The sequence below is a fragment of the Pseudomonas sp. GR 6-02 genome, assembly GCF_001655615.1.
Classification (GTDB): Bacteria; Pseudomonadota; Gammaproteobacteria; order Pseudomonadales; family Pseudomonadaceae; genus Aquipseudomonas.
In genome coordinates, this window is record NZ_CP011567.1 from 654,330 (window position 1) to 678,746 (window position 24,417).

Below are 24,417 nucleotides of genomic sequence, written 5' to 3' on the forward strand. Positions count from 1 at the left end.
CAGCCTCAGGCGATCGGTTGGTGAACGGTGACCAGTTTGGTGCCGTCGGGAAACGTCGCTTCGACCTGGATCTCCGGGATCATTTCCGGGATGCCTTCCATCACTTGCTCGCGGCTGAGCAGGGTGGTGCCGTAGTGCATCAGCTCGGCCACGGTCTGGCCGTCACGCGCGCCTTCGAGCAGCGCCGCGGAAATGTAGGCCATGGCCTCCGGGTAATTGAGTTTCACGCCGCGAGCCAAACGCCGCTCGGCCACGAGGCCGGCGGTGAAGATCAGCAGCTTGTCTTTTTCGCGTGGGGTCAGGTCCATCGTAGAAATCCATAATCGGCAGTTAAAGGTGTACTCAACCTGTAGGAGCGAGGCTTGCCCGCGAAGGGGACGCCTCGGTTTAACGGGAAGACCGCGTTATCGTTCTTCGCGGGCAAGCCTCGCTCCTACAGAGTGGATCGTGTTCAGGTGGCCCATATTCTGGGCGGAACGGCTTCGCGGCCGAGCAACGCAGGCCGGAGCAATCGCCACAGTTCAATTAGCCAACCCCGTGCCAACAACGCCTCGCTGGCCAGGCACCGGGCGACCAACAGCCCCGGCAGCTGCGTCAGATCCCCGCGCACCTCATTGGGCAGCGAGCGGCACTTCTCCAGCAATTCACTATCAATCTCTCCGGTCACCAGCAACGTCGCAAACACCGGTTGCCCATCCAGCCCGATCGGCGAGTCCAGCAAACCGTCATCCCCGGTAATGCGCTGGCGTTCGTGCCAGAGCAACTGGCCGTCGCGGCGGATATCCAGGTGGGCCTGGAAGTGCCCGAGGTCGAAGCGCTCGCCACTGGCCGGACGCCCCAGCGCTACCACGTCCCAGTAGAACAACCGGGCATCGCCCTCAAGATCAATGCTCGTGCTGAGTTCAGCCTGAGCGGCGCTGAAGATAATCGTCTCTTGCGGCAGCCACTCCAACGTAGCACCGGCGGCAACGCGCAAGTCGAGTTTCTGATAAGCCGGCCCGGCCGCGCGATACCACTTGGCGGCGCCGGGGCTGGTGATTTGCGCCCAGGCGTGGGTGCCGACGCTGGCCGAGATGTCCAGCCGATCACCGCCGGCAATCCCCCCCGGCGGGTGGACGATGATGTGCTGACACACCTCGGGGCCTTCGGCATACAAGTGCTTCTGCACCCGCAGCGGGCCTTGATGACGGCGCTGTACCGGGCGGGTACTGGCGCCGAAACGGGCGTAGCCCAGCTCCAGCTCGGCATGCCAGCTCGGGGTAAACAGCGCAGTGGGGAGAGGTAAATTCATATCGTCTAATTTATCGTCATAAGGCTGCAGGTTAGATCGTAACCAGCCCGCGCACACCTTCGGCTTCCATATTTTCGCCACGACCCTGCTGCACGATCTCGCCCCGGGACATCACCAGGTACTGATCGGCCAGCTCGGCGGCGAAATCGTAGAACTGCTCCACCAGCAAAATCGCCATGTCGCCACGGGCTGCGAGCTTTTTGATCACCGCGCCGATTTCCTTGATCACCGACGGCTGGATGCCTTCGGTGGGCTCATCGAGAATCAGCAGCCGTGGACGACTGGCCAGTGCCCTGCCGATCGCCAGCTGCTGTTGCTGACCGCCGGACAAGTCACCGCCACGCCGTTGCTTCATTTGCAGCAGCACCGGGAACAGCTCGTAGATGAACGCCGGGACCTCTTTGGCTTCGGAACCCGGAAACCGCGACAGGCCCATCAGCAGGTTTTCTTCCACGGTCAGCCGGCCGAAGATTTCCCGGCCCTGAGGCACGTAGGCGATCCCGGCGTGAACCCGTTGGTGCGGCTTGAACGTGGTGATCGGTTTACCTTCCCAGTTCACCGCGCCCTCCTTGGCCGGCAGCAAACCCATCAGGCATTTGAGCAAGGTGGTCTTGCCCACGCCGTTGCGCCCGAGCAGGCAGGTGACTTCGCCGACCTTCACCTCAAACGTCAGGCCCCGCAGGATGTGGCTACCGCCGTAGTACTGGTGCAGCTTGTCGACTTGCAGCATCTTCAAATTCCTCTCATTCCCTGTAGGAGCGAGGCTTGCCCGCGAAGGGGACGCCACGGTTGAACTGAAACACCGCGTTATCGTTCTTCGCGGGCAAGCCTCGCTCCGACAAAGGCAAAATCATCGACCGAGGTAGACCTCGATCACCCGCTCATTGTCCTGCACCTGCTCCAGCGACCCTTCGGCCAGCACGCTGCCCTGGTGCAACACGGTGACGTGGTCGGCGATCGAGCCGACGAAGCCCATGTCGTGTTCCACCACCATCAGCGAATGCTTGCCGGCCAGGCGCTTGAACAGCTCGGCGGTGAATTCGGTTTCGGCGTCGGTCATGCCCGCCACCGGCTCGTCGAGCAACAGCAGTTGCGGGTCTTGCATCAGCAGCATGCCGATTTCCAGAAACTGCTTCTGCCCGTGAGACAACAACCCTGCCGGGCGATTGACCGAACTGGTCAGGCGAATGGTTTCCAGCACTTCACTGATGCGATCTTTTTGTTCACCACTCAGGCGAGCCCGCAAACTGGCCCACACCGACTTGTCGGTTTTCTGCGCCAGCTCCAGGTTTTCGAACACGCTCAGGGCTTCGAACACGGTTGGTTTCTGGAACTTGCGACCGATACCAGCCTGGGCGATCTGCACTTCGCTCATCTGCGTCAGGTCCAGGGTTTCGCCGAACCAGGCCTTGCCGTGGCTGGGGCGAGTCTTGCCGGTGATCACGTCCATCAACGTGGTCTTGCCCGCGCCGTTGGGGCCGATGATGCAGCGCAATTCGCCGACGCCGATGTACAGGTTCAGATTGTTGAGCGCCTTGAAACCATCGAAGCTGACGCTGATGTCTTCCAGGGTCAGGATGGTGCCGTGACGTGTATTCAGGCCGGGGCCGACGCGTTGGCCGAGGCCGATGGCATCGCGGCTGCTACCGGCATCCTTGTTGGGCTGCGGTGGGAAAAAGGCCGGTTCGAGCATGAATTCCGCAGTCGCTGTGATTCTCATGATTCACCCCTTTTCTTCAGCAGACCGATCACACCCTTAGGCAGGTACAGCGTCACGACGATGAACAGCGCGCCGAGGAAGAACAGCCAGTATTCCGGAAACGCCACGGTGAACCAGCTCTTCATCCCGTTGACCACGCCGGCACCCAGCAGCGGGCCGATCAGCGTGCCGCGCCCCCCCAAGGCAACCCAGACCGCCGCTTCGATCGAGTTGGTCGGCGACATTTCGCTCGGGTTGATGATTCCGACTTGCGGCACATACAGCGCCCCCGCCAGACCGCACAACACCGCACTCAACACCCAGACAAACAGCTTGAAGCCGCGCGGGTCGTAGCCGCAGAACATCAGGCGGTTCTCGGCATCGCGCAACGCGGTCAGCACCCGGCCGAACTTGCTTTGCGCCAGCCGCCAGCCGATGAACAGGCTCGCCACCAGCAACAGTACCGTGGCGAAAAACAACACCGCGCGAGTCCCAGGTTCCGTGATGCCAAACCCGAGAATGCTGCGGAAATTGGTGAAGCCATTGTTGCCGCCAAACCCGGTTTCGTTGCGGAAAAACAGCAGCATCCCGGCGAAGGTCAGGGCCTGGGTCATGATCGAGAAATACACGCCCTTGATCCGCGAGCGGAAGGCGAAGAAACCGAACACCAGCGCCAGCAATCCCGGCGCCAACACCACCAGGCACATGGCCCAGAGGAAGCTGCTGGTGCCGGTCCAGTACCACGGCAATTCGGTCCAGGACAGGAACGTCATGAACGCCGGCAAGCCGTCACCCGAGGCTTGGCGCATCAGGTACATGCCCATCGCATAACCGCCGAGGGCGAAGAACAGACCGTGACCGAGGGACAGGAGGCCGGCGTAGCCCCAGACCAGATCGAGGGCGAGGGCGACGATGGCGTAGCAAAGGATTTTGCCCACCAGCGTCAATGTGTAGGCCGAGACGTGAAAAACGCTGACGGGCGATAACAGCGACAGCAGCGGCAACGCCAGCAGCAAAACGAGAATCACCGCGCCAACAGCGATGGTGACTTTGGGGCCGGCCTTTTGTGTAGCCGTGAGCATCAGGGGCTGATTCATCAGTCGATCACCCGTCCTTTCAGTGCGAAGAGGCCTTGCGGACGTTTCTGGATGAACAGAATGATCAACGCGAGGATCAGGATTTTGCCCAGCACCGCACCGATCTGCGGTTCGAGAATCTTGTTGGCGATGCCCAGGCCGAATGCAGCCAACACGCTGCCGGCCAATTGACCGACACCGCCGAGCACCACCACCAGGAACGAATCGATGATGTAGCTCTGGCCGAGGTCCGGGCCGACGTTGCCGATCTGGCTGAGCGCCACGCCACCGAGGCCGGCGATGCCCGAGCCTAAGCCGAAGGCGAGCATGTCGACACGCCCGGTCGGCACCCCGCAGCACGCCGCCATGTTGCGGTTCTGGGTGACGGCGCGCACGTTCAAGCCAAGGCGCGTCTTGTTCAACAGCAGCCAGGTCAGCACCACCACAAACAAGGCAAACGCGATGATCACGATGCGGTTGTATGGCAGCACCAGGTTGGGCAGTACCTGGATCCCGCCCGACAACCACGCCGGGTTGGCCACTTCGACGTTCTGCGCACCGAACACCAACCGCACCAACTGGATCAGCATCAGGCTGATGCCCCACGTGGCGAGCAGGGTTTCCAGCGGGCGGCCGTAGAGGTGGCGAATCACCGTGCGCTCCAGCGCCATGCCGATGGCGGCGGTAACGAAAAACGCCACCGGCAGCGCAATCAGCGGATAGAACTCGATGGCTTGTGGGGCGAAGCGCTGGAACATCAGCTGCACCACGTACGTCGAGTACGCGCCGAGCATCAGCATCTCGCCGTGGGCCATGTTGATCACCCCGAGCAGGCCGAAGGTGATCGCCAAGCCCAATGCCGCGAGCAGCAGAATCGAACCCAGGGACATGCCACTGAAGGCCTGACCGAGCATCTCACCGATCAGCAGTTTGCGTTTGACCTGGGCCAGGCTGGTTTCGGCGGCGGTGTGCACACTGGCGTCGGCTTCGACGCCGGGTTCGAGCAAGCCTTCGAGGCGGGTGCGGGCCAGCGGGTCGCCGGTTTCGCCGAGCAAACGCACGGCGGCGAGGCGCACGGCGGGGTCACTGTCGACCAGTTGCAGATTGGCCAAGGCCAGGCTCAGGGCGGCGTGAACGGTTTCGTCTTGTTCGCTGGTCAGCTGCTGGTCGAGGAATTTCAGCTGCGCCGGTTTGGCGCTTTTCTGCAATTGCTGCGCGGCGGCCAGACGGGTTTTGGCGTCGGCGGCGAGCAATTGGTGGCTGGCCAAAGCGGTGTCGATCAGGCCCCGCAGGCGATTGTTCAGGCGCAGGGTTTTCGGTTGGCCATCGATGGTCAGCTCGCCTTGTTGCAGGGCGTTGATCAGTTCGATACGGGCCGGATCGGGCTGCGCGGCCCAGGTTTCCAGAAGCTTGGCTTGCTGCACGGGATTGGCCGCGACGAAGTCTTCGGCGTCGCCGGCGTGGGTGACCATCGGCAGTAACAGTGCGATGGCAAGGATCAAGCGGTAAAAGGCAGTGGGCATGTCAGTGTCCTTGCGCGGACTAAGTGTGGGAGCAAACTTTGTGGCGAGGGAGCTTGCTCCCGCTGGACTACGCAGTAGTCCCGTTTTTTGGGGCCGCTTCGTAGCCCAACGGGGGCAAGCCCCCTCACCACAAAGCCCGCTCACACAGGAGTTGTGTCGGGCCTGAGCTCCATGCTCAGGCCCCAGTGGCTCAGTTGCTCTTCACCGCATACTCCGGCTTCTTGTCGTTGCCCGGAATGAACGGGCTCCACGGTTGGGCGCGGATCGGCCCTTCGGTCTGCCACACCACGTTGAACTGACCGTCGGCCTGAATCTCGCCGATCATCACTGGCTTGTGCAGGTGGTGGTTGGTCTTGTCCATGGTCAGGGTGTAGCCGGATGGTGCGGCAAAGGTCTGGCCGGCCAGGGCTTCGCGGACTTTGTCGACGTCGGTGGATTTGGCCTTCTCGGCGGCTTGCGCCCACATGTGGATGCCAACGTAAGTGGCTTCCATCGGATCGTTGGTCACCGCTTTGTCGGCGCCCGGCAGGTTGTGTTTCTTGGCGTAGGCTTTCCAGTCATCGACGAACTTCTTGTTCACCGGGTTTTCCACCGACTCAAAGTAGTTCCACGCCGCGAGGTTGCCCACCAGCGGTTTGGTGTCGATGCCGCGCAGTTCTTCTTCACCCACGGAGAACGCCACGACCGGTACGTCGGTGGCTTTCAGGCCCTGGTTGGCCAGCTCTTTATAGAACGGCACGTTGGAGTCGCCGTTGACGGTGGAGATGACCGCCGTCTTGCCACCGGCGGAGAATTTTTTGATGCTGGCCACGATGGTCTGGTAATCGCTGTGGCCGAACGGGGTGTAGACCTCTTCGATATCCTTGTCCGCCACACCTTTGGAGTGCAGGAACGAGCGCAGAATCTTGTTGGTGGTGCGCGGGTAGACATAGTCGGTGCCGAGCAGGAAGTAGCGCTTGGCGCTGCCGCCTTCTTCGCTCATCAGGTATTCCACTGCCGGAATCGCCTGCTGGTTGGGCGCCGCGCCGGTGTAGAACACGTTCGGCGACATCTCTTCGCCTTCGTATTGCACCGGGTAGAACAGCAGGCCGTTGAGCTCTTCGAACACCGGCAGCACCGATTTACGCGACACCGAGGTCCAGCAACCGAACACTACCGCCACCTTGTCCTGGGTCAGCAACTGCCGGCCCTTTTCGGCGAACAGCGGCCAGTTCGATGCCGGGTCCACGACCACAGGCTCCAGCATCTTGCCGTTCACGCCGCCCTTGGCGTTGATTTCGTCGATGGTCATCAACGCCATGTCTTTGAGCGAAGTTTCAGAGATCGCCATGGTCCCGGACAACGAATGCAGAATACCGACCTTGATGGTCTCGGCGGCCTGGACAGTCCAGGTCATGCCCATCGCGGCAATGCTTGCCGTGAGTGTGAAAGCCTTGATCAAACTGCGACGCTTCATTGTGCGATCTCCATGAACGTTAAAGTTTTTTATGGTTGGCAGATGCGGACGACTGAAGGCTGTTTTGCAAGGGCTGTGCCCGGTCGGGGACGGGCAAGGAAATGTCGTATTAGAGTGGTAGCGGGGTTTGCGTGACGCACCATGAAGGGACGGGGCTGGCGCGTTGGTGCGAGAAGATGCGCCACATTGGGGCGATGCAGCCATCGCGGGCAAGCCCGCGATGGTCGATAACGCGGTCTACGCTGGGTCGACGTTATCCAGCGCCCGGTTCACCGCCAGCTCCGCCAGCATGATGCTCTGTTGAATCGCCAGCGCCGTGTAGCGCTGCGGGGCGGTCAGGTCGTTGGCGAAATCGCTGGCCAGGACACTCGCCGTGGCTAACGATTCGTAGGCGTGGGCCAGCAGGCTTTCGGTATCCATATTCGGTGCGACGATGAACATGGTGCTGGGGCGGCGGGGTTTTTCGGTGTAGGGCGCCGGGGGATCGAGATAGTAGTCGAGGGCGCGTTTTATGGCTTCGCGATCCTTGAGTAATTCTTCGTTGCGCGAGACTTCGGCGTTGGGGGTGGTGGTGTTGAAGGGTGGGTCGGGAATTAATTTGTCCATTGAAAAATTTCTCCAGCGTTGGAGCCTCCACTTGCCGCTTCTCACACGGGAAGAGGTGGCAGCTATGTGCGAGGTGAGAAGACCGGTTATGGACACCCGGCCGGACCGAAGTCCGCCCGCACACAGCCGCCATAACACATTTGCAGGCAGCTAATAAGCTGGCGGCGATTATGCGTGTACAGACACTGGATGACCATAAGTTGCCGGGCTTCTCACACCCGATCGCTGAGTTGTCAGCGACAGCCAAAGACTAGAGAGCCCGCTTCCGACGGACAACCTGAAAGATGCGTGGGAAAGGTCTGCGTTCTGATACATCCGTTAAACATTCAAAGCGGAGCGCGGAGCGTCCCCGGCGGTATTCCCACGCAGGAGCGTGGGAACGATCACCCTGTGGGAGCGGTGAGTCAGCGCCGGCGCATCAGGCCGATGAAGAACAGCCCGCCAATCGCGGCGGTGGCGACGCCGATGGGCAGGTCTTCCGGGGCGATCAAGGTTCGTGCGGCTACGTCGACCCAGACCAGGAACAGGCTGCCCAACAACACGCACACCGGCAGTAACCGTCGATGCTCGGCCCCCACCAACCGTCGTGCAATGTGCGGCACCATCAGCCCGACAAAACCAATCGAGCCGCTGATCGACACCAGCACTCCCGTCATCAGCGAGGCAATCAAAAACACCCGCAGCCGCACAGTGCGGGCATTGAGACCCAGGGTCACGGCGGTCTGTTCACCGGCCATCAACGCATTCAACGGCCGGGCCATGCCCAGCAACAACACCAACCCGAGCAACACACTCGCGGCGGGCACGGCGAGCAACTCCCAACGCGCCAGCCCGAGGCCACCGAGCATCCAGAACATCACCGCCGAACTGGCGCGATGGTCGCCCAGAAACAGCAGCAGGTTGGCGATTGCCATCATCACGAATGACACCGCGACACCGCACAGCAGCAGCCGATCACTGTCCAGCCGCCCATGACGGTTGGCGATCATCAGCACGACCAGCATGCTCAGCAGCGCGCCGGTAAACGCCGCGATGGGCAAGGTCAGCAGGCCGACGATTTCACCGACATGCAACACCACGATCACCGCGCCGAGGGTCGCGCCGGAGGTCACGCCTAACAAGTGCGGATCGGCCAATGGATTGCGCGTCACCGCTTGCAGCACCGCACCGATCAGCGCCAGGCCGGCGCCCACCAGCGCGCCGAGCAACATGCGCGGCACGCGGATCAGCCAGACGATGTGTTCCTGTCCGGCCGTCCAGTTCTGCTCGCCAACACCGAACGCCTTGTGCAGCAGAATCCGCCACACCACGTCCACCGGCACCCGCGCCGGGCCAAAACCCAGCGACACCACACACGACATCAGCAACAGCACGCCGAGGCCGATCAGCAACAAGGCATAGCGACGGTCGATCATTCGCCGTGGAAACCCTTGGCCAGGGTTTCGACCGCCAGCACGTTGTCGATCCCCGGGGTGGCCTGTACGTAAGGAATGACGATGAAGCGCTGGTTCTTGATCGCGTCCACCGATTGCAGGGCCTGGTTGTTCAGCAAAAACTGCTCCTTCTGTTCAGCGGTGACTTCGCCGTAATCGACGATCACGATCACCTGCGGATTGCGCTCGACCACGTTTTCCCAGTTGACCCGGGTCCAGCTCGCCTCGACGTCATCGAGAATGTTGCGCCCGCCGGCCGCGTCAATCAGCGCCTGCGGCATGCCCAGGCGCCCGGAGGTCATGGCCCGGTCTTCACCGCTGTCGTAGAGAAATACCCGAGGCTTATCCGCTGGCAGATCCTGGCGCACTTCGGCGACTTGCGCCTGCATCCGGGCGATCACGGCGTTGGCGCGGTCTTGCACGTCGAAGATTTTGCCGAGGTTGCGCAGGTCGTTGTAGGTGTCTTCCAGGCTCGCGGGTGGGCGCTTCATCACGAACGCGCAGGACTCGGTGAGCTCGTAGACGTTAATCCCCAGCGGTTGCAGGGTTTGCGGCGTGAGGTCACCACCGACGCGCATGCCGTAGTCCCAACCGGCGAAGAAGAAATCGACGTTGGCGTTGAGCAGGGTTTCCACCGACGGATACTTGGCTGCCAGCTCCGGCAAGCCATCGAGGATGGTCTGCATCTGGGGCGTCACCGATTTCCATCCGGTCACGCCGCTGTAGCCGGCCATCCTGGGTTTGAGACCGAGGGCGAGCATCATCTGGGTCATGTTGATGTCGTGGCTGACCGCGTGTTTCGGCGCTTGCTTGAAGGTGACTGCGCGGTTGCAGCTCTGGACGGTCAGCGGGTATTTCGTGGCCTCGGCGAAGGCATGGGCACTGCCCAGCAACAACGCGACGCAAAGCAGGGAACGCAAAGTCATGGTTGGGTTATCCAGGTGATTCGTGGGTAGCCGTGCAAGGGATGGTCATCGATCAGGGCGTCGACGCCGAACACGTTGTGCAAAAGGTGTGTGGTCAGGACTTCTTTGGGGGTGCCACTGGCCACGATGCGACCGTGATGGATCACGTACAGCCGATCGCAGAAGGCTGCCGCCAGATTGAGGTCGTGGATGCTCGCCAATGTGCCGATCTGCAGGCGTTTGACCAGTTGCAGCAGTTCCAGTTGATAGCGCGGGTCGAGATGATTGGTCGGTTCATCGAGGATCAGCAATTGCGGTTGCTGGGCCAGGGCGCGGGCGAGGATCACGCGCTGCTTTTCACCGCCGGACAGGGTGGCGAAGGCGTGGTCTTCGAAGCCCTTGAGGCCGACTGATTCCAGGGCGTGGGCCGCGAGGTTGCGGTCGTGCACGGTGTCGCCGTCGAACAGTCCTTTGTGCGGCGTGCGGCCCATGGCGACCACTTCATCGACGGTCAGGCCGAAGGCGTCGGGAAATTCCTGCAACACCACGGCGATGCGTTGCGCACACCAGCGTGAGGACTGCTTCCAGACGTTGTGATGGTCGAGTTTTATCTCGCCATGTTCCGGTTTGCTGAAGCGATAAGCGCACCGCAGCAGGCTGGTTTTACCGCTGCCGTTGGGGCCGATCAACCCGACGAACTCACCGGCAGCCACGTGCAAGGAGGCGTCACGCAGCTGAAACTGGTGATGGCAGTGGCCGTGGCCCAGGGGTGTCCAGGCGAGGTTGGTGAGGTTCAGCGAGGTCATTTCATTCCTGATGATCGTTCAAGCCAGCACACACCTGTGGCGAGGGAGCTTGCTCCCGCTCGGCTGCGCAGCAGTCGTAAAACCCTACAACGCGGTATCCCCTCAGAAACCGCGGCGTCAGGTTTGGGGTCGCTGCGCAACCCAGCGGGAGCAAGCTCCCTCGCCACAAAAACTTGGCAGTTTGCCAAGGATTCAATGCTGGCCCGCATTGTATTGGCTTTACGCGTACGCGTATCTCGCCTGTTTCATGATGAAGGTGAGGTGGATTCAATTTGCCGGCCCAGGCGCGACAGCAGCCCCCAATCCAATAGCCACACGACAACCAGCGAAGCCCCCACCAACGGAAACATCACCGCCAGGGCGAACATGATGACCATTGCGGTTTTCCATTTCGGCAGGTCGTGACGCAACGGTGGCACACCGAACTTGCCCTGTGGCCGACGCTTCCACCAGATCACCACGCCGCTGACGGCGCTGAGCAAAATCATCAGGCAGATCAGCAGCACGATGATCTGATTGAACGGGCCGAACATCTTGCCTTCGTGCAGCATCACGCCGACCTCCGTGGCGCGGGCGACGTTGCTGTAATGCTGCCAGCGCACGTCGGCGAGGACGTCGCCGGTGTACTGGTCGACGTGCAGGGTGGCGTCGTTGCGCGGGTCGTCGGCGAACACCGCGATGGTGAACACACCGGTCGCGGTGGTCGGGAAGGTAATGCTGTAGCCAGGCTCGACCTTGCGCTGCACGGCAATGTTTTGCACGTCTTGCAGGCTGATGGTCGGCGCCGCCGGGCCGGCTTGCGTGCTGGCGTGAGCCATGTGTTCGGCATGGTCGCCAGACATTGGCATCGGCGTGTTTTCCATGGCCCACGGCACGGTCTGGCGTGTGGCGCTGTTGAGGCTGCGGGCCTCGACGTCGGACTTGGGCACGTCATTCCACATGGCGACCGGAAAGCGGTTCCAGAGGTCGGCGTATTGCTTGCCCCAGAAGCCGGTCCAGGTCATGCCGCTGAGCAGCATCACCAGCAAAAGCGCCGAGCCCCAGAACCCGGTCACTGCGTGCAAGTCACGCCACAGCACACGTCCGCGACGGCTGAGGCGCGGCCACAGCACGCCGGCGTACTGACCACGCGGCCACCACAAAAATACCCCGGAGACCACCAACACCACACCCCATCCGGCGGCCAGCTCCACCAGCCGATCACCGACGGTGCCGATCATCAACTCGCCGTGAATCGAGCGTGCGAGCGCCTGCAGATTGTTCTTCGCATCCTGCTCGCCGAGGATGTCGCCGTGGTACGGATCGATGAACACGTTCAGTTCATGACCTTCATTGATCACCACGAATTGCGCGCTGCGTTCAGCGTTGACCGGCGGCAGGTATTGTTTGATCCGGGCCTGTGGATACGCCTCTTTCACCCGTTTGAGCAGGTCGTCGGCGGCCACGGTGTGATGACCGGCCGGGATGTTCATCAGGCTGCCGTACATCAATGGATCGAGTTGCGGTTTGAACAGGTAGACGATGCCGGTCAGGGCCAGCATCACCATGAACGGCGCGACGAACAGGCCGGCGTAGAAATGCCAACGCCAGGCCAGGTTGTAGAAATTCGGTTTGGGCTGTTTCACTTCGAGTGCTCCGCTAGGCTTGGATCTTTTGTCATTGTCTGGTGACTGCTGCGCAGTCGTTCGCGGGCAAGCCTCGCTCCTACAGGTTCAGGTTGTTCGCAATAACCACATCCGACACAAACCCTGTAGGAGCGAGGCTCGCCCGCGATGCTCTTAGAAGCTCATGTCGACCTTGGTCCAGAGCGTGCGCCCCGGTTCGTTGATGGCTTGCGGATCATTGGCCGGGAAGCCGAAACCGGCGTTACCGGCCAGGTTCAGGTGTTCGGCGTAGGCCTTGCCGAACAAGTTGTCGACGCCGCTGCTGACCTTCCAGTTCTTGTTGATCCGGTACGCGCCGTTGAGCGAGAACACGCCGAACCCCGAGCTTTTGTCGAAGTCTTTGCCGACCACGTTGCCCTTGTTCCGGTCGATGCGGTTTTGCGCCGCGACCACCCGCCACAAGGCGCCGGCGCTCCAGTTGTCTTCGCTGTAGGTCAGGCCGAAACGTGCATCCAGCGGTGGCATTTGCGGCAGGGCAGTGCCGTCGCTGCTGTTCTTGCCCCAGGCATAGGCCAGGGTCGCATCGGCTTTCCAGTTGGCCGTCAGTTTGTAGGCTGCACCGAGTTCGCCGCCCATGATTCGCGCGTCGATGTTCTCGGCTTGCGAGGTCATGCCCATCATTCCCGGCGTGTAGTTGAACAGGATGTAGTCACGCACCTGCCCGACATATCCCGAGGCCCAGGCTTCGAGGTCGGCGGTCTTGTATTGCAGGCCGAAGTCGAGCTGGGTGGTTTTCTCCGGCTTGATCGCGTCGAACGCATTCACCGAACCGGCAGGGCCGGACTTGGGTGAAAACAGCTCCCAGTAATCCGGGAAACGCTGGGCATGGCCGAGGCCCGCATACAGCGTGGTCGGGCTGTCGGCCAGGTCATGCTCGTAACGCACGAAACCGCTGGGCAGGGTGTCGGCGCGGGTGTCGTCGGCGGTCGGGTTGGGGCGGGCCATCATCCCGGAGCCGATGGTCTGCCGATAATCCTTGGCCGAAGCACGGTCCAGTCGTGCGCCGGTGATCAGCCGATCACGGTCGGCGGCGTACCAGGTCAGTTCGCTGAACACGCCGTAGTTGTGGAAGTCGGCGTCCTTGTTGCGCGGCACATCCTTGTAGGCGTCGACGCCCATGGCGCTGCGTTGGCGGTGCTCGTTGGTCTGCGCATCCAGGCCACTGATCAATTGCACATCGGCCCAGCGCCAGGTGGCTTTGATCCGCGCGCCGAGAGTCCGGCGGTCGACGTTGGAAGCCATCGGGCCGGCCATCATCCCGGTGCCGGACGGCGTGCGCAGGGTGTAGTTGTCCATCACGTGGTCGGCGTAGTTGTAGTAGACCTGCGCCTCGACCTTATCCAGCACCTCACCGATGTTCGACTGCTCGAAGCGCAGGCCCAGGCTTTCGCGCAAGAACTGTGAACCGTCCATGCCGCGCCCGGCGTAACGGGCTTCGCCGTCGCCCTTGCCGGCAGTCAATTCCAGCAGGGTGTCGGCGTTCGGCGTCCAGCCGACAGCAACATCGCCGTTCCACTTGTCGTAGCGCGAGGGCACGGTGTCGTTGTTGCCGTCCTTGTAGTCATCGGAGTGCGCGGTGTTGCCGATCACGCGCACGTAACCCAGCGGCCCGCCAGCGGCGGCGTCCACCACTTTGTCGAAGCGGCCGTTGGAGCCGGCCAATACGCTGGCATTCACCCGGGTGCCGAGTTCGCCGAAGCTTTCCGGCTCCCGGTCGAACAGGATGGTGCCGGCCGATGCGCCGGGGCCCCAGAGCACGGTTTGCGGGCCTTTGATCACGGTGAGTTTGTCGTAGGTTTCCGGTGAGATGTACGAGGTCGGCGCGTCCATCCGGCCGGGGCAGGCGCCGAGCATCATGCTGCCGTTGGTGAGGATATTCAGGCGCGAACCGAACATGCCGCGCAGCACCGGGTCGCCGTTGGTGCCGCCGTTGCGCACCAGCGCGAAGCCGGGGATGGTCTTCAGATAATCACCACCGTCGCTGGCCGGCACCGGTTGGCGCGGCTCCTTGGGGTTGGTGACGACAGTCAGCGGCGAGCTCGGCGCGATGGCGGTGATCACCGTCGGGCTCAGTTCTTCGGTGTGGCCGGCGTGTTCATCGGCCAGCACCATTGGCGTCAGCAACAAGCCGCAAAGAGCAGCGGTGGCGTGCCTGAAGCGAACGCGGGATGGGTTCAGGGCAAAAAAAGCCTGGGCAGCGCCCAAACGTGTGTCAGCAGAAAACCTGGACATGAAAATTTCCATCGAACAGTCGTAAACGACACGGCCGGCAGCCTGCGGCTGTCTTCTAAACCGTGTGAGATCAGAGGTGGGGGTGTTTACGCGACGATGGGCGGGGCGCGGGTGCGGGCGCCAGGGAAGAAGGTTTGCCGGGCGTGGCCCAGGCGGGTGGCGGGTGTGGTGAAGGTGGTGGCGGGCGGGGTGTCGAACGCGGTGAATGAAGCGCCACCGGTGAGCGCTGGGCAATTGAACAGCAGGCTGCAATAGCCGCATTTTTCCCACAGCGCGTGATGTTCGGCTGTCGGCCGGCAGTGTTCGGCAACCGGTTGTGCGTCGTGGTCGGCGTGCTCCATCGCCGACATGTCCGAGCCCATGTCCATCGACATGTTCATGGACATGCCTATCGCCATGCTCGAAGCAGCCGCGCGCGAATCCATCGGCATCGACTGAGAAATCAGCGGGCCGATAAAGATCATCAGCATGGCGAACAGGCTGATCCAGCTGCCGCGGGTCAGGCTCATTGACTGACGGCGGCGCACGGATGGCCTGGCGCTATGCAGGCGCATAGGCGTTTTCAACGGGGGCGATTACTGGGCGTGCATGTGCGCTTGCATGCTGTCCGGCGCCTTTTTCTGCACCGAGACCTCGACTGTTACATCACCGGACTTCTCGAAGTGCAGGGTCAGCGGGAAGCGTTTGCCGTCGCTCAACAGGCTGCGGTCTCTGAGCTCCAGCAGCATCACGTGGTACGCCATCGGGGCGAAGGTGACTTCGCCGCCAGCCGGGATTTCGACGTCGGGCACTTGCTGCATTTTCATCAGATCATTTTGCATCACATGTTCGTGCAACTCGGCCTTGCCGGATATCGGCGAGCCGACGCTGAGCAGCCGATCAGCGGTTTTGCCGCTGTTGTGAATCACGAAATACGCCGCGACGGTGGGCGCGTTGGGCGGCAACTCCTGCGACCACGGATGGGCGATCTCAAGTTCGCCAACCTTGTATTCGTGGGCATTGGCAAAACAGGCAGGCAGCAGCAACGCAGCCAGGACGATGAGTTTGTTCAACATGGCAGTTCTCCAGAACGATTCAAAACGCAGGTCAATTGCGAGAAGGAATCACACCAGAGGGGACGCGCGGGGGTTGAGACTCGGCCATTGCTGGCGCGGTGTCGGTGTGTCGAGCGTGGCCGGCGGCACGCTTCGATTGGCCTCGAATCGCGCGTAATACAACTGCGGCGTATGCCCCGGCAACGCCACCAACGGCGCGGAGCCCGAGCAACACCAGCAATGCTGCATGTTGGAATGATCGTCGTTCTGCGGGGCTTTCTGCTCGATGTCGCCCAGGGAAATCGCCACCAGCTTCGTGCCGCTGGAAGAGCAGAAACTGCCCCACAGCAACTGTTCGGCCGGCGATTTCGCCGTTTGCGCCATCGCTCCGGACATCGGCATGGCGAGCATGTTGAACAGCACTGCAAAGCAGGCGATCCAGGCAAATGCGAGCCGTTGTCGGGACATGGGACAGATCCGTTTGAGTGGGCGATCAGGCGCGGCTATTTAGCCTGATCAGGGGCGATAAGTAAAAAGACCGCGTGCGGTGTGGTGTCGCAGCGAGTCAGTCAGCATATCGAGCAGCCGGCGTGCAAGCTCAGCCTCGCCGTTTTGAAAGAGTGTAGCGACTTCGACTCTTAATGCCTGAGCGAATTGAGGGTCACTTTGGATTCTTGCCCGGATTGTGTGTTTGACATCTCTGAGCGCTACACGATTGAAGCTTCCATCGCCCGGGTCTTCCTCTTCGCAGGCCTTGATGTAGTGCCACATATCGGCAGACGTCAGGAGAAACTCAGTGATATCGAAGCGAGTGAATTTTTCAGTCATCCGCCATTTCCCGTTACATGGGTGGGGCTTGAAATATGGGGGTTGGGTTGTGAGCCCACAAGTCAGTCGATTTGGATGATGTTGTGCGTTAGGTCCGATGGATATGTAGGGGATTGCGCATTTTCTGTAGCAGCTGCCGAAGGCTGCGTTCGGCTGCGTAGCGGTCGTGATCCCATGCGCCGCAGTCAACCTGGCAGACCGTGGTGTTTGATTTTACGACTGCTGCACAGCCGAACGCAGGCTTCGCCAGCTGCTACCAGTTTTGTGTGAGGGCCGTTAAAACCTCAGTCACCGCCCCAAACTCCCGCTCAACCCCCGGCAACACCGGCCGCTTCAACACCAGCACCGGCACTCCACGTTCCCGCGCCACTTCCAGCTTCGGCTCGGTGGCGGTGCTGCCACTGTTCTTGCTGATCAGCACATCGATCTGCCGCCGCTCGAACAGCGCGCGTTCGTCCTCGATCAGAAACGGCCCACGGGCGCCGATCACTTCGCAGCGCGCGTTGCCCGGATAAACGTCCAGTGCACGCAACGTCCAGAATTGCTCCGACGGGATTTCGTGCAGGTGCTGCAATGGCTCGCGACCGAGGGTGAACAGCGGTCGGCGAAAGGGTTTCAGCGCTTCGATCAGCTCGCCCCAGTCGCTGACTTCGCGCCAGTCATCTGCGGCTTGTGGCTGCCAGGCCGGACGGCGCAAGGCCCAACAGGCAATGCCGCTCAACTTCGCGGCGGTGGCGGCGTTGTGGCTGATGCGGGCCGCGTAGGGGTGGGTCGCATCCAGCAGCAGGTCAATGCCTTCGTCACGAATGAACTGCGCCAGACCTTCGGCGCCGCCATAGCCGCCAACGCGGACCTGACAGTTCAGATCCGTCGGCACCCGACCGACACCGGCCAGGCTATAGATGTGCTCCGGCCCCAGGGTTCGGGCGATGGCCAGGGCCTCAGTGACGCCGCCGAGCAACAACACACGCTTCATTGAAAAACTCCCGCATGGCCGACAATCCCGCCCTGGCGATCGATGGCGAACACTTCGACCTGAACCTGCGCCGGCACCACGCTGCGGGCAAAGTCGAGGGCGTGCTGGCACACCGCGTCGCCGAGGGCGATCCCGGCGGCGCTGGCCATGGCCAAGGCTTGTTGACTGGTATTGGCATCGCGGATCGCCTGTTGCAACGCCGCATCGGCACCGACCGCCGCGGCCCATTCGGCCAGTTGCGGCAGGTCGATGCTTGAATGCCGACTGTGCAAATCCATGTGCCCGGCCGCCAGTTTACTGATCTTGCCGAAGCCGCCGCACAGGCTGAGTTTTTCCACAGGTACTTTACGCAAGTGCTTGAGCACCGCGCCGACGAAGTCGCCCATTTCGATCAGGGCGATTTCCGGCAAGTCGTAGACCCGGCGCATGGTGTCTTCGCTGGCGTTGCCAGTGCACGCGGCGATGTGCAGGTAACCGTTGGTTTTGGCGACGTCGATGCCCTGGTGGATCGAGGCAATGTAGGCGGCGCAGGAGAATGGCCGGACGATGCCGCTGGTGCCGAGGATCGACAAGCCGCCGAGAATGCCCAGCCGCGGGTTCATGGTTTTCAGCGCCAGGGCTTCGCCGTCCTCGACGTTCACTGTGACCTCGAAGCCGCCCTGGTAATCCAGCTCCTCGGCCAGCAATGTCAGGTGATCAGTGATCATCTTGCGCGGTACCGGGTTGATCGCCGGTTCGCCGACGTTCAGCACCAGCCCGGGCCGGGTGACGGTGCCGACGCCACGGCCGGCGCTGAAGCGGATGCCCGGTTCGCTGTGCAGGCGCACCTGGGAAAACAGCAGGGCGCCATGGGTCACGTCGGGGTCGTCGCCGGCGTCCTTGATCGTTCCGGCTTCGGCGCCGTCGTCCGTCAGTCGACAGAATTCCAGGCGCATTTGCACCCGTTTGCCTTTGGGCAGAATGATCTCGACGGCGTCCGCTTCCACGCCGCCGAGCAGCAGGCGGGCGGCCGCGAGGCTGGTGGCGGTGGCGCAGCTGCCGGTGGTCAGGCCGCTGCGCAGCGGGGCGGGTTGTTCGGCGGTTTCGTCACGCATCGAGGGGTTTCGTCACGTCCAGCAAGGTAATCGGCAGCGCCTGACGCCAGGTATCGAACTCGCCCAACGGTTGCGCCTGGGCGACGTGAATGCGGGTCAGCTCACCGCCATGCCGTTCACGCCAGGCCATCAAGGTCACTTCGCTTTGCAGTGTCACAGCGTTGGCGATCAACCGGCCGCCGGGTTTGAGTTGCGCCCAGCAAGTATCGAGCACGCCCTCACGAGTGACGCCACCGCCGATGAAAATCGCGTCCGGGCGTTCGAGTCCGCTCAGGGCTTGCGGCGCACTGCCGCGAATCAATTGCAGGCCGGGAACGCCCAGGGCATCGCGGTTGTGTTCAATCAACGCTTGCCGTCCCTCATCCGCTTCGATGGCCAGCGCCCGGCAACTCGGGTGAGCGCGCATCCATTCGATGCCGATCGAGCCGCTGCCGGCGCCGACGTCCCACAGCAGTTCGCCGGGGATCGGGGCGAGGCGAGAAAGGGTGATGGCGCGCACGTCGCGTTTAGTCAGTTGGCCGTCGTGCTGGAAGGCCGAATCCGGCAGGCCGGCCAGGCGCGACAGGCGCGGTGTGTTGGGTTCAGCGATGCATTCGATGGCGATCAGGTTCAGATCGGCGATCGCCGGGTCGCTCCAGTCGTTGGCAGCGCCCTCGATGCGCCGTTCGGCTTCGCCGCCCAGATGTTCCAGCACGGTCAGGCGACTCGGCCCGAAACCGCGCTCACGCAGCAGCGCCGCAATGGCCGCTGGACTCTGGCCGTCGTTGCTCAGCACCAGCAAACGCACACCACTGAACAAATGAGCGTTGAGCGCCGCGACGGGACGGGCGACCACCGACAGCGTCACCACATCCTGCAACGGCCAGCCCAGGCGAGCGGCCGCCAGTGACACGGAGGATGGGGCGGGCAGGATCAGCATTTCTGCGCCGGGTAGTTGCCGCGCCAGGCTGGCACCGACGCCAAAGAACATCGGGTCGCCGCTGGCCAGCACGCAAACCGGCTCGCCCCGCAGCGCCAATAGGGGTTCAAGGGAGAATGGACTAGGCCAGAGCTGGCGCTCGCCGTGAATGCACACGGGCAACAAATCCAGTTGCCGTTGGCCGCCGAATATCCGCGAAGCGCCCAGCAGGGCGCGACGGGCGTTCTTGCCCAGCCCCTTGAAGCCGTCTTCACCGATACCTACTACTGTCAGCCAGGGCGACATCTGCAGTCCTCAAAAAATGCCTCAAACGGGGTGTTCCGACGGGCAGGCTTTTCATGCCGTCGGACAAAGCAGGCATAATACCGCGCCTTCGCCCGCGAAGCGCCTTTCCCACACAGCCGGTCGCCCCTTTGAACGAACGCCCGATGTCTACCGCCTTACGCCCCTCGGCCTGCCCGGGGTTGCTGCGTATCGTCCCGGCGCTGGATGGCGGCATCTGCCGGATCAAATTGAACGGCGGCTCGATCAGCGCGGCCCAGGCTGAAGCGGTGGCCAGCGCGGCCGAACGGTTTGCCGGGGGCGTGATCGAGGCGACCAACCGGGCCAACCTGCAGATTCGCGGGATTGGCAGTGAGCAGACGGCTTTGATCGACAGCCTGCTCGCCGCAGGGTTGGGGCCGCGTACCGCGGCGGGCGACGATGTGCGCAATCTGATGCTCAGCCCGTCTGCCGGGGTTGACCGGCACATGCTCTTCGACACGCATGCGCTGGCGGAGCAGATCCTCACCACGCTGCAAAGCCACGAACGTTTCCACGAGCTCAGCGCCAAGTTTGCCGTGCAACTCGATGGCGGCGAGGCGTTGGCGATGCTCGAGCACCCGCATGATCTGTGGTTGTCTGCTGCTGAGCGAAACGGCGAGCTGCTGCTGGCGTTCGGTCTGGCGGGTTGCCCTACGGACAGGCCCGCAGGCGCGGTGTCACTCGAGCAGGGGCACGCACTGGTGGTAGCGGTGCTGGAGTTGTTTCTCGACCTGGCGCGTCCGGATCAAACACGAATGCGTCATTTGCTGGCCGAGTATCCACTCGCAGAGTTTCTCGCTCGCCTGGCCGAGCGTGTGCCCTTGAAGTCGATTGCCGATTGGCAGCGTTCACTGAACCTGGACACTCTGCACATCGGCGCTCATCCGCAACGTGAAGCCGAACACGTCTATATCGGCGCCGTCCCCCCTTTGGGGCGGCTCGATCCCGTCATGCTCAGGGGCGTGGCGCAACTGGCGTGCGAATTCGGCGACGCGAGTCTGCGTTTCACTCCATGGCAAAGTCTGTTGCTGCCCAACGTTCGAAAAGAGCGGGCGCCTGAAGTGATTAGGCGTCTGGAGCAACTGGGCCTGCTATGTGACGCTGATCAGCCTGTGTCACGGTTGATCGCCTGCACCGGTTCCGCTGGCTGTGGCAAGGGCCTGGCCGATACCAAGAGCGACGCCATGCAGTTGGCCGCGCTGTTGCAACGTCACGATCAAGCAGTGCATTTGTCCGGCTGCCAGCGTTCCTGCGCCGCGGCCCATGTAGCACCGGTCACGCTGCTGGCTGTCGCCCCCGGTCACTACGACCTCTATTTTCGCGATGCAGGGCAGCCGGGTTTCGGCGCCCTGCACGCACACAACCTTACTATTGAAGCGGTCGCAGCCTTGCTCGACGCCTGCTCACGGAGCCCCCTTGATGCTTGATTACATCCGCGACGGTCAGGAGATCTATCGCAACTCCTTCGCGATCATTCGCGCCGAGGCCAACCTTGCGCGTATTCCGGCCGATCTGGAGAAACTCGCCGTGCGGGTGATCCACGCCTGCGGCATGGTCGAGGCCATCGACGGTCTGCAGTTTTCCGAAGGCGCCGGCAAGGCCGGGCGCGACGCGCTGGCGGCCGGTGCGCCGATTCTGTGCGACGCGCGGATGGTCAGCGAGGGCGTGACCCGCGCGCGTTTGCCGGCCAACAACCCGGTGATTTGCACCCTGCGCGACGACAGCGTGCCGGAGCTTGCCCGCGAGTTGGGCAATACCCGTTCCGCCGCCGCGCTGGAGCTGTGGCGCCCGCATCTGGAAGGCAGCGTGGTGGTGATCGGCAACGCACCGACCGCACTGTTTTATCTGTTGGAAATGCTCGATGCCGGCGCGCCGAAGCCGGCGCTGATCCTCGGCTTCCCGGTGGGCTTCGTCGGCGCCGCCGAATCCAAGGCGATGCTCGCGGCAGACAGCCGTGGCGTGCCTTTCGTCATCATGCAAGGCCGGCTGGGCGGTAGCGCCATGGCCGCCGCCGCCGTCAATGCCCTCGCCACGGAGATCGAATGATGCAGCAACCTGGACGTTTGATTGGCCTGGGCGTCGGCCCCGGTGATCCGGAACTGATTACCGTCAAAGCCTTGCGCCTGCTGCGCGAATCGCCGGTGGTGGCGTACTTCGTCGCCAAGGGCAAGAAGGGCAATGCATTCGGCATCATCGAAGCGCATCTGCAAGATCCACAAACCCTGCTGCCGCTGGTTTATCCGGTGACCACCGAAGCGCTGCCGGCACCGTTGTCGTATGAACAAGTGATCAGCGATTTCTACGATACGGCCGCTGAACAACTCGCCGCGCATCTGGACGCCGGCCGTGATGTGGCGGTGATCTGCGAAGGCGATCCGTTCTTCTACGGCTCCTACATGTACCTGCACGATCGACTGGCTGAGCGTTACGAAGCCGAAGTCGTGCCGGGTGTCTGCTCGATGCTCGGCGGTGCCTCGGTACTCGGTGCGCCGCTGGTGTATCGCAATCAGAGCCTGTCGGTGTTGTCCGGCGTGCTGCCCCACGAAGACCTCAAGCGTCGCCTGGCCGATGCCGATGCGGCAGTGATCATGAAACTGGGGCGCAACTTTCCCAAGGTCCGTCAGGTGCTCGAAGAACTCGGTCTGGCAGAGCGTGCGCTGTATGTGGAGCGCGCGACGATGGCCAACCAGAAAATCGTGCCGCTGGATCAGGTCGAGCCGATGTCCTCGCCGTATTTCTCGCTGATCATCGTTCCCGGCGAGCGGTGGCAAGGCTGATGACTCATTCCACGCCCGCAATCGTCATTCTCGGTCAAGGCAGTCTGGCCACTGCCCGCCGCATTCAACAGGTGTATCCGGCTGCGTTGATCCACGGCCTGGCCGGACGGGTCGAGGGTGCCGACCGCACTTATCCCGAATTCGGCGCGACCCTGCGCGAGCTGTATCAGCAGGACACGCCGATCATTGCCCTGTGCGCGGCGGGGATCGTTATTCGCACCCTGGCTGCGCTGTTGCTGGAAAAGGGCGCCGAACCGCCGGTGCTGGCCGTGGCCGAAGACGGTAGCGCGGTGGTGCCCTTGCTCGGTGGCCTCGGTGGAGTGAACGTCATGGCGCGCGAGATCGCTAGCGGGTTGCAGGTCGCTGCGGCGATCACCACCAGCGGCGAACTGCGCTTTGGCACCTGCCTGCTCAATCCGCCAAGCGGTTACGCCCTTGGCGATCTGGAACTGGGCAAGCGTTTTGTCTCTGATTTGCTCGCCGGGCACAGCGTGCGCATCGAAGGCGCGGCGCCGTGGCTGGAGCAGGCGCAGTTGGTGGAAGATCCGCTGGCGCAGCGTTCGATCCATGTCGGCAGCAACGTCCGTGAGGCAAGTGCCAATGAGCTGGTGATTTATCCGCGCAGTGTTGCGGTGGCGATTGGCGCCGCCGCAGATTTGCCGAGCACTGTTCGCGCGGCGTTACAGCAGGCGAACGTCGCGGTGCAGGCGCTGGCCTGTCTGGTGGCGCCTGACACTGAAATGGCCAACCCGGTGTTGCATGAAGCGGCCGTTGCGCTGGGTGTGCCGCTGCGTTTTGTCGCGCCGGCGAGCGATATCGGCGCGTTGGCCCGTAGCGCGGTGCCCGAGGCGACGATCATCGCAACGGCAAACAATGCGGCTGTGGCCGTGACCGAACAGCCACTGGACCTCACGCAAGTCGGCCGCCCACGCGGGCGTCTGGCCGTGATCGGCCTCGGCCCGGGCGCCGCCGAACTGATGGTGCCGGCCGTCAAGGCCGAATTGGCCCGGGCCACCGATGTGCTCGGCTACGAAACCTACGTGCGCATGGCCGGTCCCTTCCGCGCGGATCAGGTGCTGCATTGCACCGACAACCGCGAAGAAATGCAGCGTGCCCGCCACGCCTTCGAACTGGCGGCCCGGGGTCGTTCGGTGATCGTGGTGTCCTCAGGCGATCCGGGCGTGTTCGCGATGGCGGCGGCGGTGCTCGAAGCCTTGCATGAGTCGAGTGACCCGGCCTGGCACACTGTCGAGCTGGAGATCCTGCCAGGCGTCTCCGCGTCGCTCGCCACCGCTGCCCAGGCCGGTGCGCCGCTGGGGCATGACTTCTGCGTGATGTCCCTGTCGGACAACCTCAAGCCGTGGTCGATCATCGAAAAGCGTCTGGACCTGGCCGCCGAAGCGGACCTGGCCCTGGCGTTCTATAACCCGATCTCACGTTCACGGCCATGGCAGTTGGGGCGTGCGCTGGAGATCGTCGCGCAGCATCGCAAACCTGAAACGCCGGTGGTGCTGGGGCGGGATATCGGCCGACCGGGACAGACCTTACGCACGACCACCTTGGGGGCGTTGACCCCGGATCAAGTGGACATGCGCACCATGGTGCTCGTCGGCTCTTCCACTACCTGCGCGTTCCCTCGCGCGGAGGGCGGCGATTGGGTGTATACGCCACGCTGGTACGGTGAAAAACCGGCGTCCTGATATCCAGCGGCCCTTCGGGGCCGCAGTCTTTTCCGTCACTTCACAGCACTGGAATCCCAGTGGTCGGGTTGGTTTTTTCCACGTTCGAACGTGTC

The 24,417-nt window shown here is 62.7% G+C and carries 24 protein-coding genes; 4 read left to right on the forward strand and 20 right to left on the reverse strand.

Translation table 11 applies throughout. The annotated features are described in order from the left end of the window. Positions 1–5: 5 nt before the first annotated feature. The 20 genes from ureA to PGR6_RS02915 form a co-directional block, all read right to left on the reverse strand. Entirely contained in the window at positions 6–308 is a 303-nt protein-coding gene (gene ureA, locus PGR6_RS02820) for an urease subunit gamma (RefSeq protein ID WP_007937143.1), read from the reverse strand. Between the two features lie 143 nt (positions 309–451). Then, a complete protein-coding gene (locus tag PGR6_RS02825; RefSeq protein WP_064616043.1) occupies positions 452–1,291 on the reverse strand; it encodes an urease accessory protein UreD in 840 nt (279 codons plus the stop codon). A gap of 31 nt (positions 1,292–1,322) precedes the next feature. After that, the gene (gene urtE / locus PGR6_RS02830) at positions 1,323–2,021 is read right to left on the reverse strand and encodes an urea ABC transporter ATP-binding subunit UrtE (RefSeq protein ID WP_019582243.1); all 699 of its coding nucleotides are present in this window, start codon (positions 2,019–2,021) and stop codon (positions 1,323–1,325) included. A 120-nt stretch (positions 2,022–2,141) separates the two neighbouring features. Continuing rightward, entirely contained in the window at positions 2,142–3,011 is an 870-nt protein-coding gene (gene urtD / locus PGR6_RS02835) for an urea ABC transporter ATP-binding protein UrtD (RefSeq protein ID WP_018928448.1), read from the reverse strand. Further along, a complete protein-coding gene (gene urtC, locus PGR6_RS02840; protein ID WP_064616044.1) occupies positions 3,008–4,087 on the reverse strand; it encodes an urea ABC transporter permease subunit UrtC in 1,080 nt (359 codons plus the stop codon). Before urtC ends, urtD begins: the two co-directional genes overlap by 4 nt. After that, a complete protein-coding gene (gene urtB / locus PGR6_RS02845) occupies positions 4,087–5,589 on the reverse strand; it encodes an urea ABC transporter permease subunit UrtB (protein ID WP_064616045.1) in 1,503 nt (500 codons plus the stop codon). Before urtB ends, urtC begins: the two co-directional genes overlap by 1 nt. 190 nt (positions 5,590–5,779) lie before the next feature. Then, a complete protein-coding gene (gene urtA, locus PGR6_RS02850; protein WP_007937152.1) occupies positions 5,780–7,045 on the reverse strand; it encodes an urea ABC transporter substrate-binding protein in 1,266 nt (421 codons plus the stop codon). Positions 7,046–7,282: 237 nt separating this feature from the next. Then, the gene (locus PGR6_RS02855; RefSeq protein ID WP_064616046.1) at positions 7,283–7,651 is read right to left on the reverse strand and encodes a DUF6124 family protein; all 369 of its coding nucleotides are present in this window, start codon (positions 7,649–7,651) and stop codon (positions 7,283–7,285) included. Positions 7,652–8,055: 404 nt separating this feature from the next. Continuing rightward, entirely contained in the window at positions 8,056–9,066 is a 1,011-nt protein-coding gene (locus PGR6_RS02860) for a FecCD family ABC transporter permease (protein ID WP_064616047.1), read from the reverse strand. Continuing rightward, positions 9,063–10,010: an ABC transporter substrate-binding protein gene (locus PGR6_RS02865; RefSeq protein WP_064616048.1), complete on the reverse strand. Its 948-nt coding sequence runs from the start codon at positions 10,008–10,010 to the stop codon at positions 9,063–9,065. Before PGR6_RS02865 ends, PGR6_RS02860 begins: the two co-directional genes overlap by 4 nt. Then, positions 10,007–10,795, reverse strand: coding sequence for an ABC transporter ATP-binding protein (locus PGR6_RS02870; RefSeq protein ID WP_064616049.1), 789 nt, complete (start codon positions 10,793–10,795; stop codon positions 10,007–10,009). The genes PGR6_RS02865 and PGR6_RS02870 overlap by 4 nt, the downstream gene beginning before the upstream one ends. 245 nt (positions 10,796–11,040) lie before the next feature. Further along, on the reverse strand, positions 11,041–12,420 hold the full coding sequence (locus PGR6_RS02875) for a PepSY-associated TM helix domain-containing protein (RefSeq protein ID WP_064616050.1): 1,380 nt from the start codon (positions 12,418–12,420) through the stop codon (positions 11,041–11,043). A 153-nt stretch (positions 12,421–12,573) separates the two neighbouring features. Further along, on the reverse strand, positions 12,574–14,703 hold the full coding sequence (locus tag PGR6_RS02880; protein WP_442963842.1) for a TonB-dependent copper receptor: 2,130 nt from the start codon (positions 14,701–14,703) through the stop codon (positions 12,574–12,576). Between the two features lie 74 nt (positions 14,704–14,777). Next, positions 14,778–15,245: a DUF2946 domain-containing protein gene (locus PGR6_RS02885; protein WP_064616052.1), complete on the reverse strand. Its 468-nt coding sequence runs from the start codon at positions 15,243–15,245 to the stop codon at positions 14,778–14,780. 21 nt (positions 15,246–15,266) lie between these two features. Next, positions 15,267–15,746 carry a copper chaperone PCu(A)C gene (locus PGR6_RS02890; protein ID WP_028940139.1) on the reverse strand — a complete coding sequence of 160 codons (480 nt, stop codon included), beginning with the start codon at positions 15,744–15,746 and terminating at the stop codon, positions 15,267–15,269. A gap of 48 nt (positions 15,747–15,794) precedes the next feature. Beyond that, entirely contained in the window at positions 15,795–16,193 is a 399-nt protein-coding gene (locus PGR6_RS02895; protein WP_019582256.1) for a DUF2946 domain-containing protein, read from the reverse strand. Between the two features lie 48 nt (positions 16,194–16,241). Then, positions 16,242–16,553, reverse strand: coding sequence for a hypothetical protein (locus PGR6_RS02900; protein ID WP_018928436.1), 312 nt, complete (start codon positions 16,551–16,553; stop codon positions 16,242–16,244). 253 nt (positions 16,554–16,806) lie between these two features. After that, on the reverse strand, positions 16,807–17,529 hold the full coding sequence (locus PGR6_RS02905; RefSeq protein ID WP_064616053.1) for a cobalt-precorrin-6A reductase: 723 nt from the start codon (positions 17,527–17,529) through the stop codon (positions 16,807–16,809). Next, positions 17,526–18,623, reverse strand: coding sequence for a cobalt-precorrin-5B (C(1))-methyltransferase (locus PGR6_RS02910; RefSeq protein WP_064616054.1), 1,098 nt, complete (start codon positions 18,621–18,623; stop codon positions 17,526–17,528). The genes PGR6_RS02905 and PGR6_RS02910 overlap by 4 nt, the downstream gene beginning before the upstream one ends. Then, a complete protein-coding gene (locus PGR6_RS02915; RefSeq protein ID WP_064616055.1) occupies positions 18,616–19,827 on the reverse strand; it encodes a bifunctional cobalt-precorrin-7 (C(5))-methyltransferase/cobalt-precorrin-6B (C(15))-methyltransferase in 1,212 nt (403 codons plus the stop codon). Before PGR6_RS02915 ends, PGR6_RS02910 begins: the two co-directional genes overlap by 8 nt. Positions 19,828–19,970: 143 nt before the next feature. On the opposite strand from PGR6_RS02915, the gene cobG reads away from it, so the two are divergent. The 4 genes from cobG to cobJ are packed head-to-tail and all read left to right on the forward strand — an operon-like array spanning position 19,971 to position 24,322. Next, entirely contained in the window at positions 19,971–21,272 is a 1,302-nt protein-coding gene (gene cobG / locus PGR6_RS02920) for a precorrin-3B synthase (RefSeq protein WP_064616056.1), read from the forward strand. Further along, positions 21,265–21,891, forward strand: a complete 627-nt coding sequence (locus PGR6_RS02925) for a precorrin-8X methylmutase (protein WP_007937188.1) — start codon at positions 21,265–21,267, stop codon at positions 21,889–21,891. The genes cobG and PGR6_RS02925 overlap by 8 nt, the downstream gene beginning before the upstream one ends. Then, on the forward strand, positions 21,891–22,622 hold the full coding sequence (locus PGR6_RS02930; protein ID WP_018928431.1) for a precorrin-2 C(20)-methyltransferase: 732 nt from the start codon (positions 21,891–21,893) through the stop codon (positions 22,620–22,622). The genes PGR6_RS02925 and PGR6_RS02930 overlap by 1 nt, the downstream gene beginning before the upstream one ends. Next, entirely contained in the window at positions 22,622–24,322 is a 1,701-nt protein-coding gene (cobJ, locus tag PGR6_RS02935) for a precorrin-3B C(17)-methyltransferase (RefSeq protein ID WP_064616057.1), read from the forward strand. Before PGR6_RS02930 ends, cobJ begins: the two co-directional genes overlap by 1 nt. The last annotated feature ends 95 nt before the right edge of the window (positions 24,323–24,417 follow it).

Coding starts and splice junctions, on each gene's coding strand:
- ureA (WP_007937143.1), bottom strand. CDS start 308: ATGGACCTGACCCCACGCGAAAAAGACAAGCTGCTGATCTTCACCGCC.
- PGR6_RS02825 (WP_064616043.1), bottom strand. CDS start 1,291: ATGAATTTACCTCTCCCCACTGCGCTGTTTACCCCGAGCTGGCATGCC.
- urtE (WP_019582243.1), bottom strand. CDS start 2,021: ATGCTGCAAGTCGACAAGCTGCACCAGTACTACGGCGGTAGCCACATC.
- urtD (WP_018928448.1), bottom strand. CDS start 3,011: ATGAGAATCACAGCGACTGCGGAATTCATGCTCGAACCGGCCTTTTTC.
- urtC (WP_064616044.1), bottom strand. CDS start 4,087: ATGAATCAGCCCCTGATGCTCACGGCTACACAAAAGGCCGGCCCCAAA.
- urtB (WP_064616045.1), bottom strand. CDS start 5,589: ATGCCCACTGCCTTTTACCGCTTGATCCTTGCCATCGCACTGTTACTG.
- urtA (WP_007937152.1), bottom strand. CDS start 7,045: ATGAAGCGTCGCAGTTTGATCAAGGCTTTCACACTCACGGCAAGCATT.
- PGR6_RS02855 (WP_064616046.1), bottom strand. CDS start 7,651: ATGGACAAATTAATTCCCGACCCACCCTTCAACACCACCACCCCCAAC.
- PGR6_RS02860 (WP_064616047.1), bottom strand. CDS start 9,066: ATGATCGACCGTCGCTATGCCTTGTTGCTGATCGGCCTCGGCGTGCTG.
- PGR6_RS02865 (WP_064616048.1), bottom strand. CDS start 10,010: ATGACTTTGCGTTCCCTGCTTTGCGTCGCGTTGTTGCTGGGCAGTGCC.
- PGR6_RS02870 (WP_064616049.1), bottom strand. CDS start 10,795: ATGACCTCGCTGAACCTCACCAACCTCGCCTGGACACCCCTGGGCCAC.
- PGR6_RS02880 (WP_442963842.1), bottom strand. CDS start 14,703: ATGGAAATTTTCATGTCCAGGTTTTCTGCTGACACACGTTTGGGCGCT.
- PGR6_RS02885 (WP_064616052.1), bottom strand. CDS start 15,245: ATGCGCCTGCATAGCGCCAGGCCATCCGTGCGCCGCCGTCAGTCAATG.
- PGR6_RS02890 (WP_028940139.1), bottom strand. CDS start 15,746: ATGTTGAACAAACTCATCGTCCTGGCTGCGTTGCTGCTGCCTGCCTGT.
- PGR6_RS02895 (WP_019582256.1), bottom strand. CDS start 16,193: ATGTCCCGACAACGGCTCGCATTTGCCTGGATCGCCTGCTTTGCAGTG.
- PGR6_RS02900 (WP_018928436.1), bottom strand. CDS start 16,553: ATGACTGAAAAATTCACTCGCTTCGATATCACTGAGTTTCTCCTGACG.
- PGR6_RS02905 (WP_064616053.1), bottom strand. CDS start 17,529: ATGAAGCGTGTGTTGTTGCTCGGCGGCGTCACTGAGGCCCTGGCCATC.
- PGR6_RS02910 (WP_064616054.1), bottom strand. CDS start 18,623: ATGCGTGACGAAACCGCCGAACAACCCGCCCCGCTGCGCAGCGGCCTG.
- PGR6_RS02915 (WP_064616055.1), bottom strand. CDS start 19,827: ATGTCGCCCTGGCTGACAGTAGTAGGTATCGGTGAAGACGGCTTCAAG.
- cobG (WP_064616056.1), top strand. CDS start 19,971: ATGTCTACCGCCTTACGCCCCTCGGCCTGCCCGGGGTTGCTGCGTATC.
- PGR6_RS02925 (WP_007937188.1), top strand. CDS start 21,265: ATGCTTGATTACATCCGCGACGGTCAGGAGATCTATCGCAACTCCTTC.
- PGR6_RS02930 (WP_018928431.1), top strand. CDS start 21,891: ATGCAGCAACCTGGACGTTTGATTGGCCTGGGCGTCGGCCCCGGTGAT.
- cobJ (WP_064616057.1), top strand. CDS start 22,622: ATGACTCATTCCACGCCCGCAATCGTCATTCTCGGTCAAGGCAGTCTG.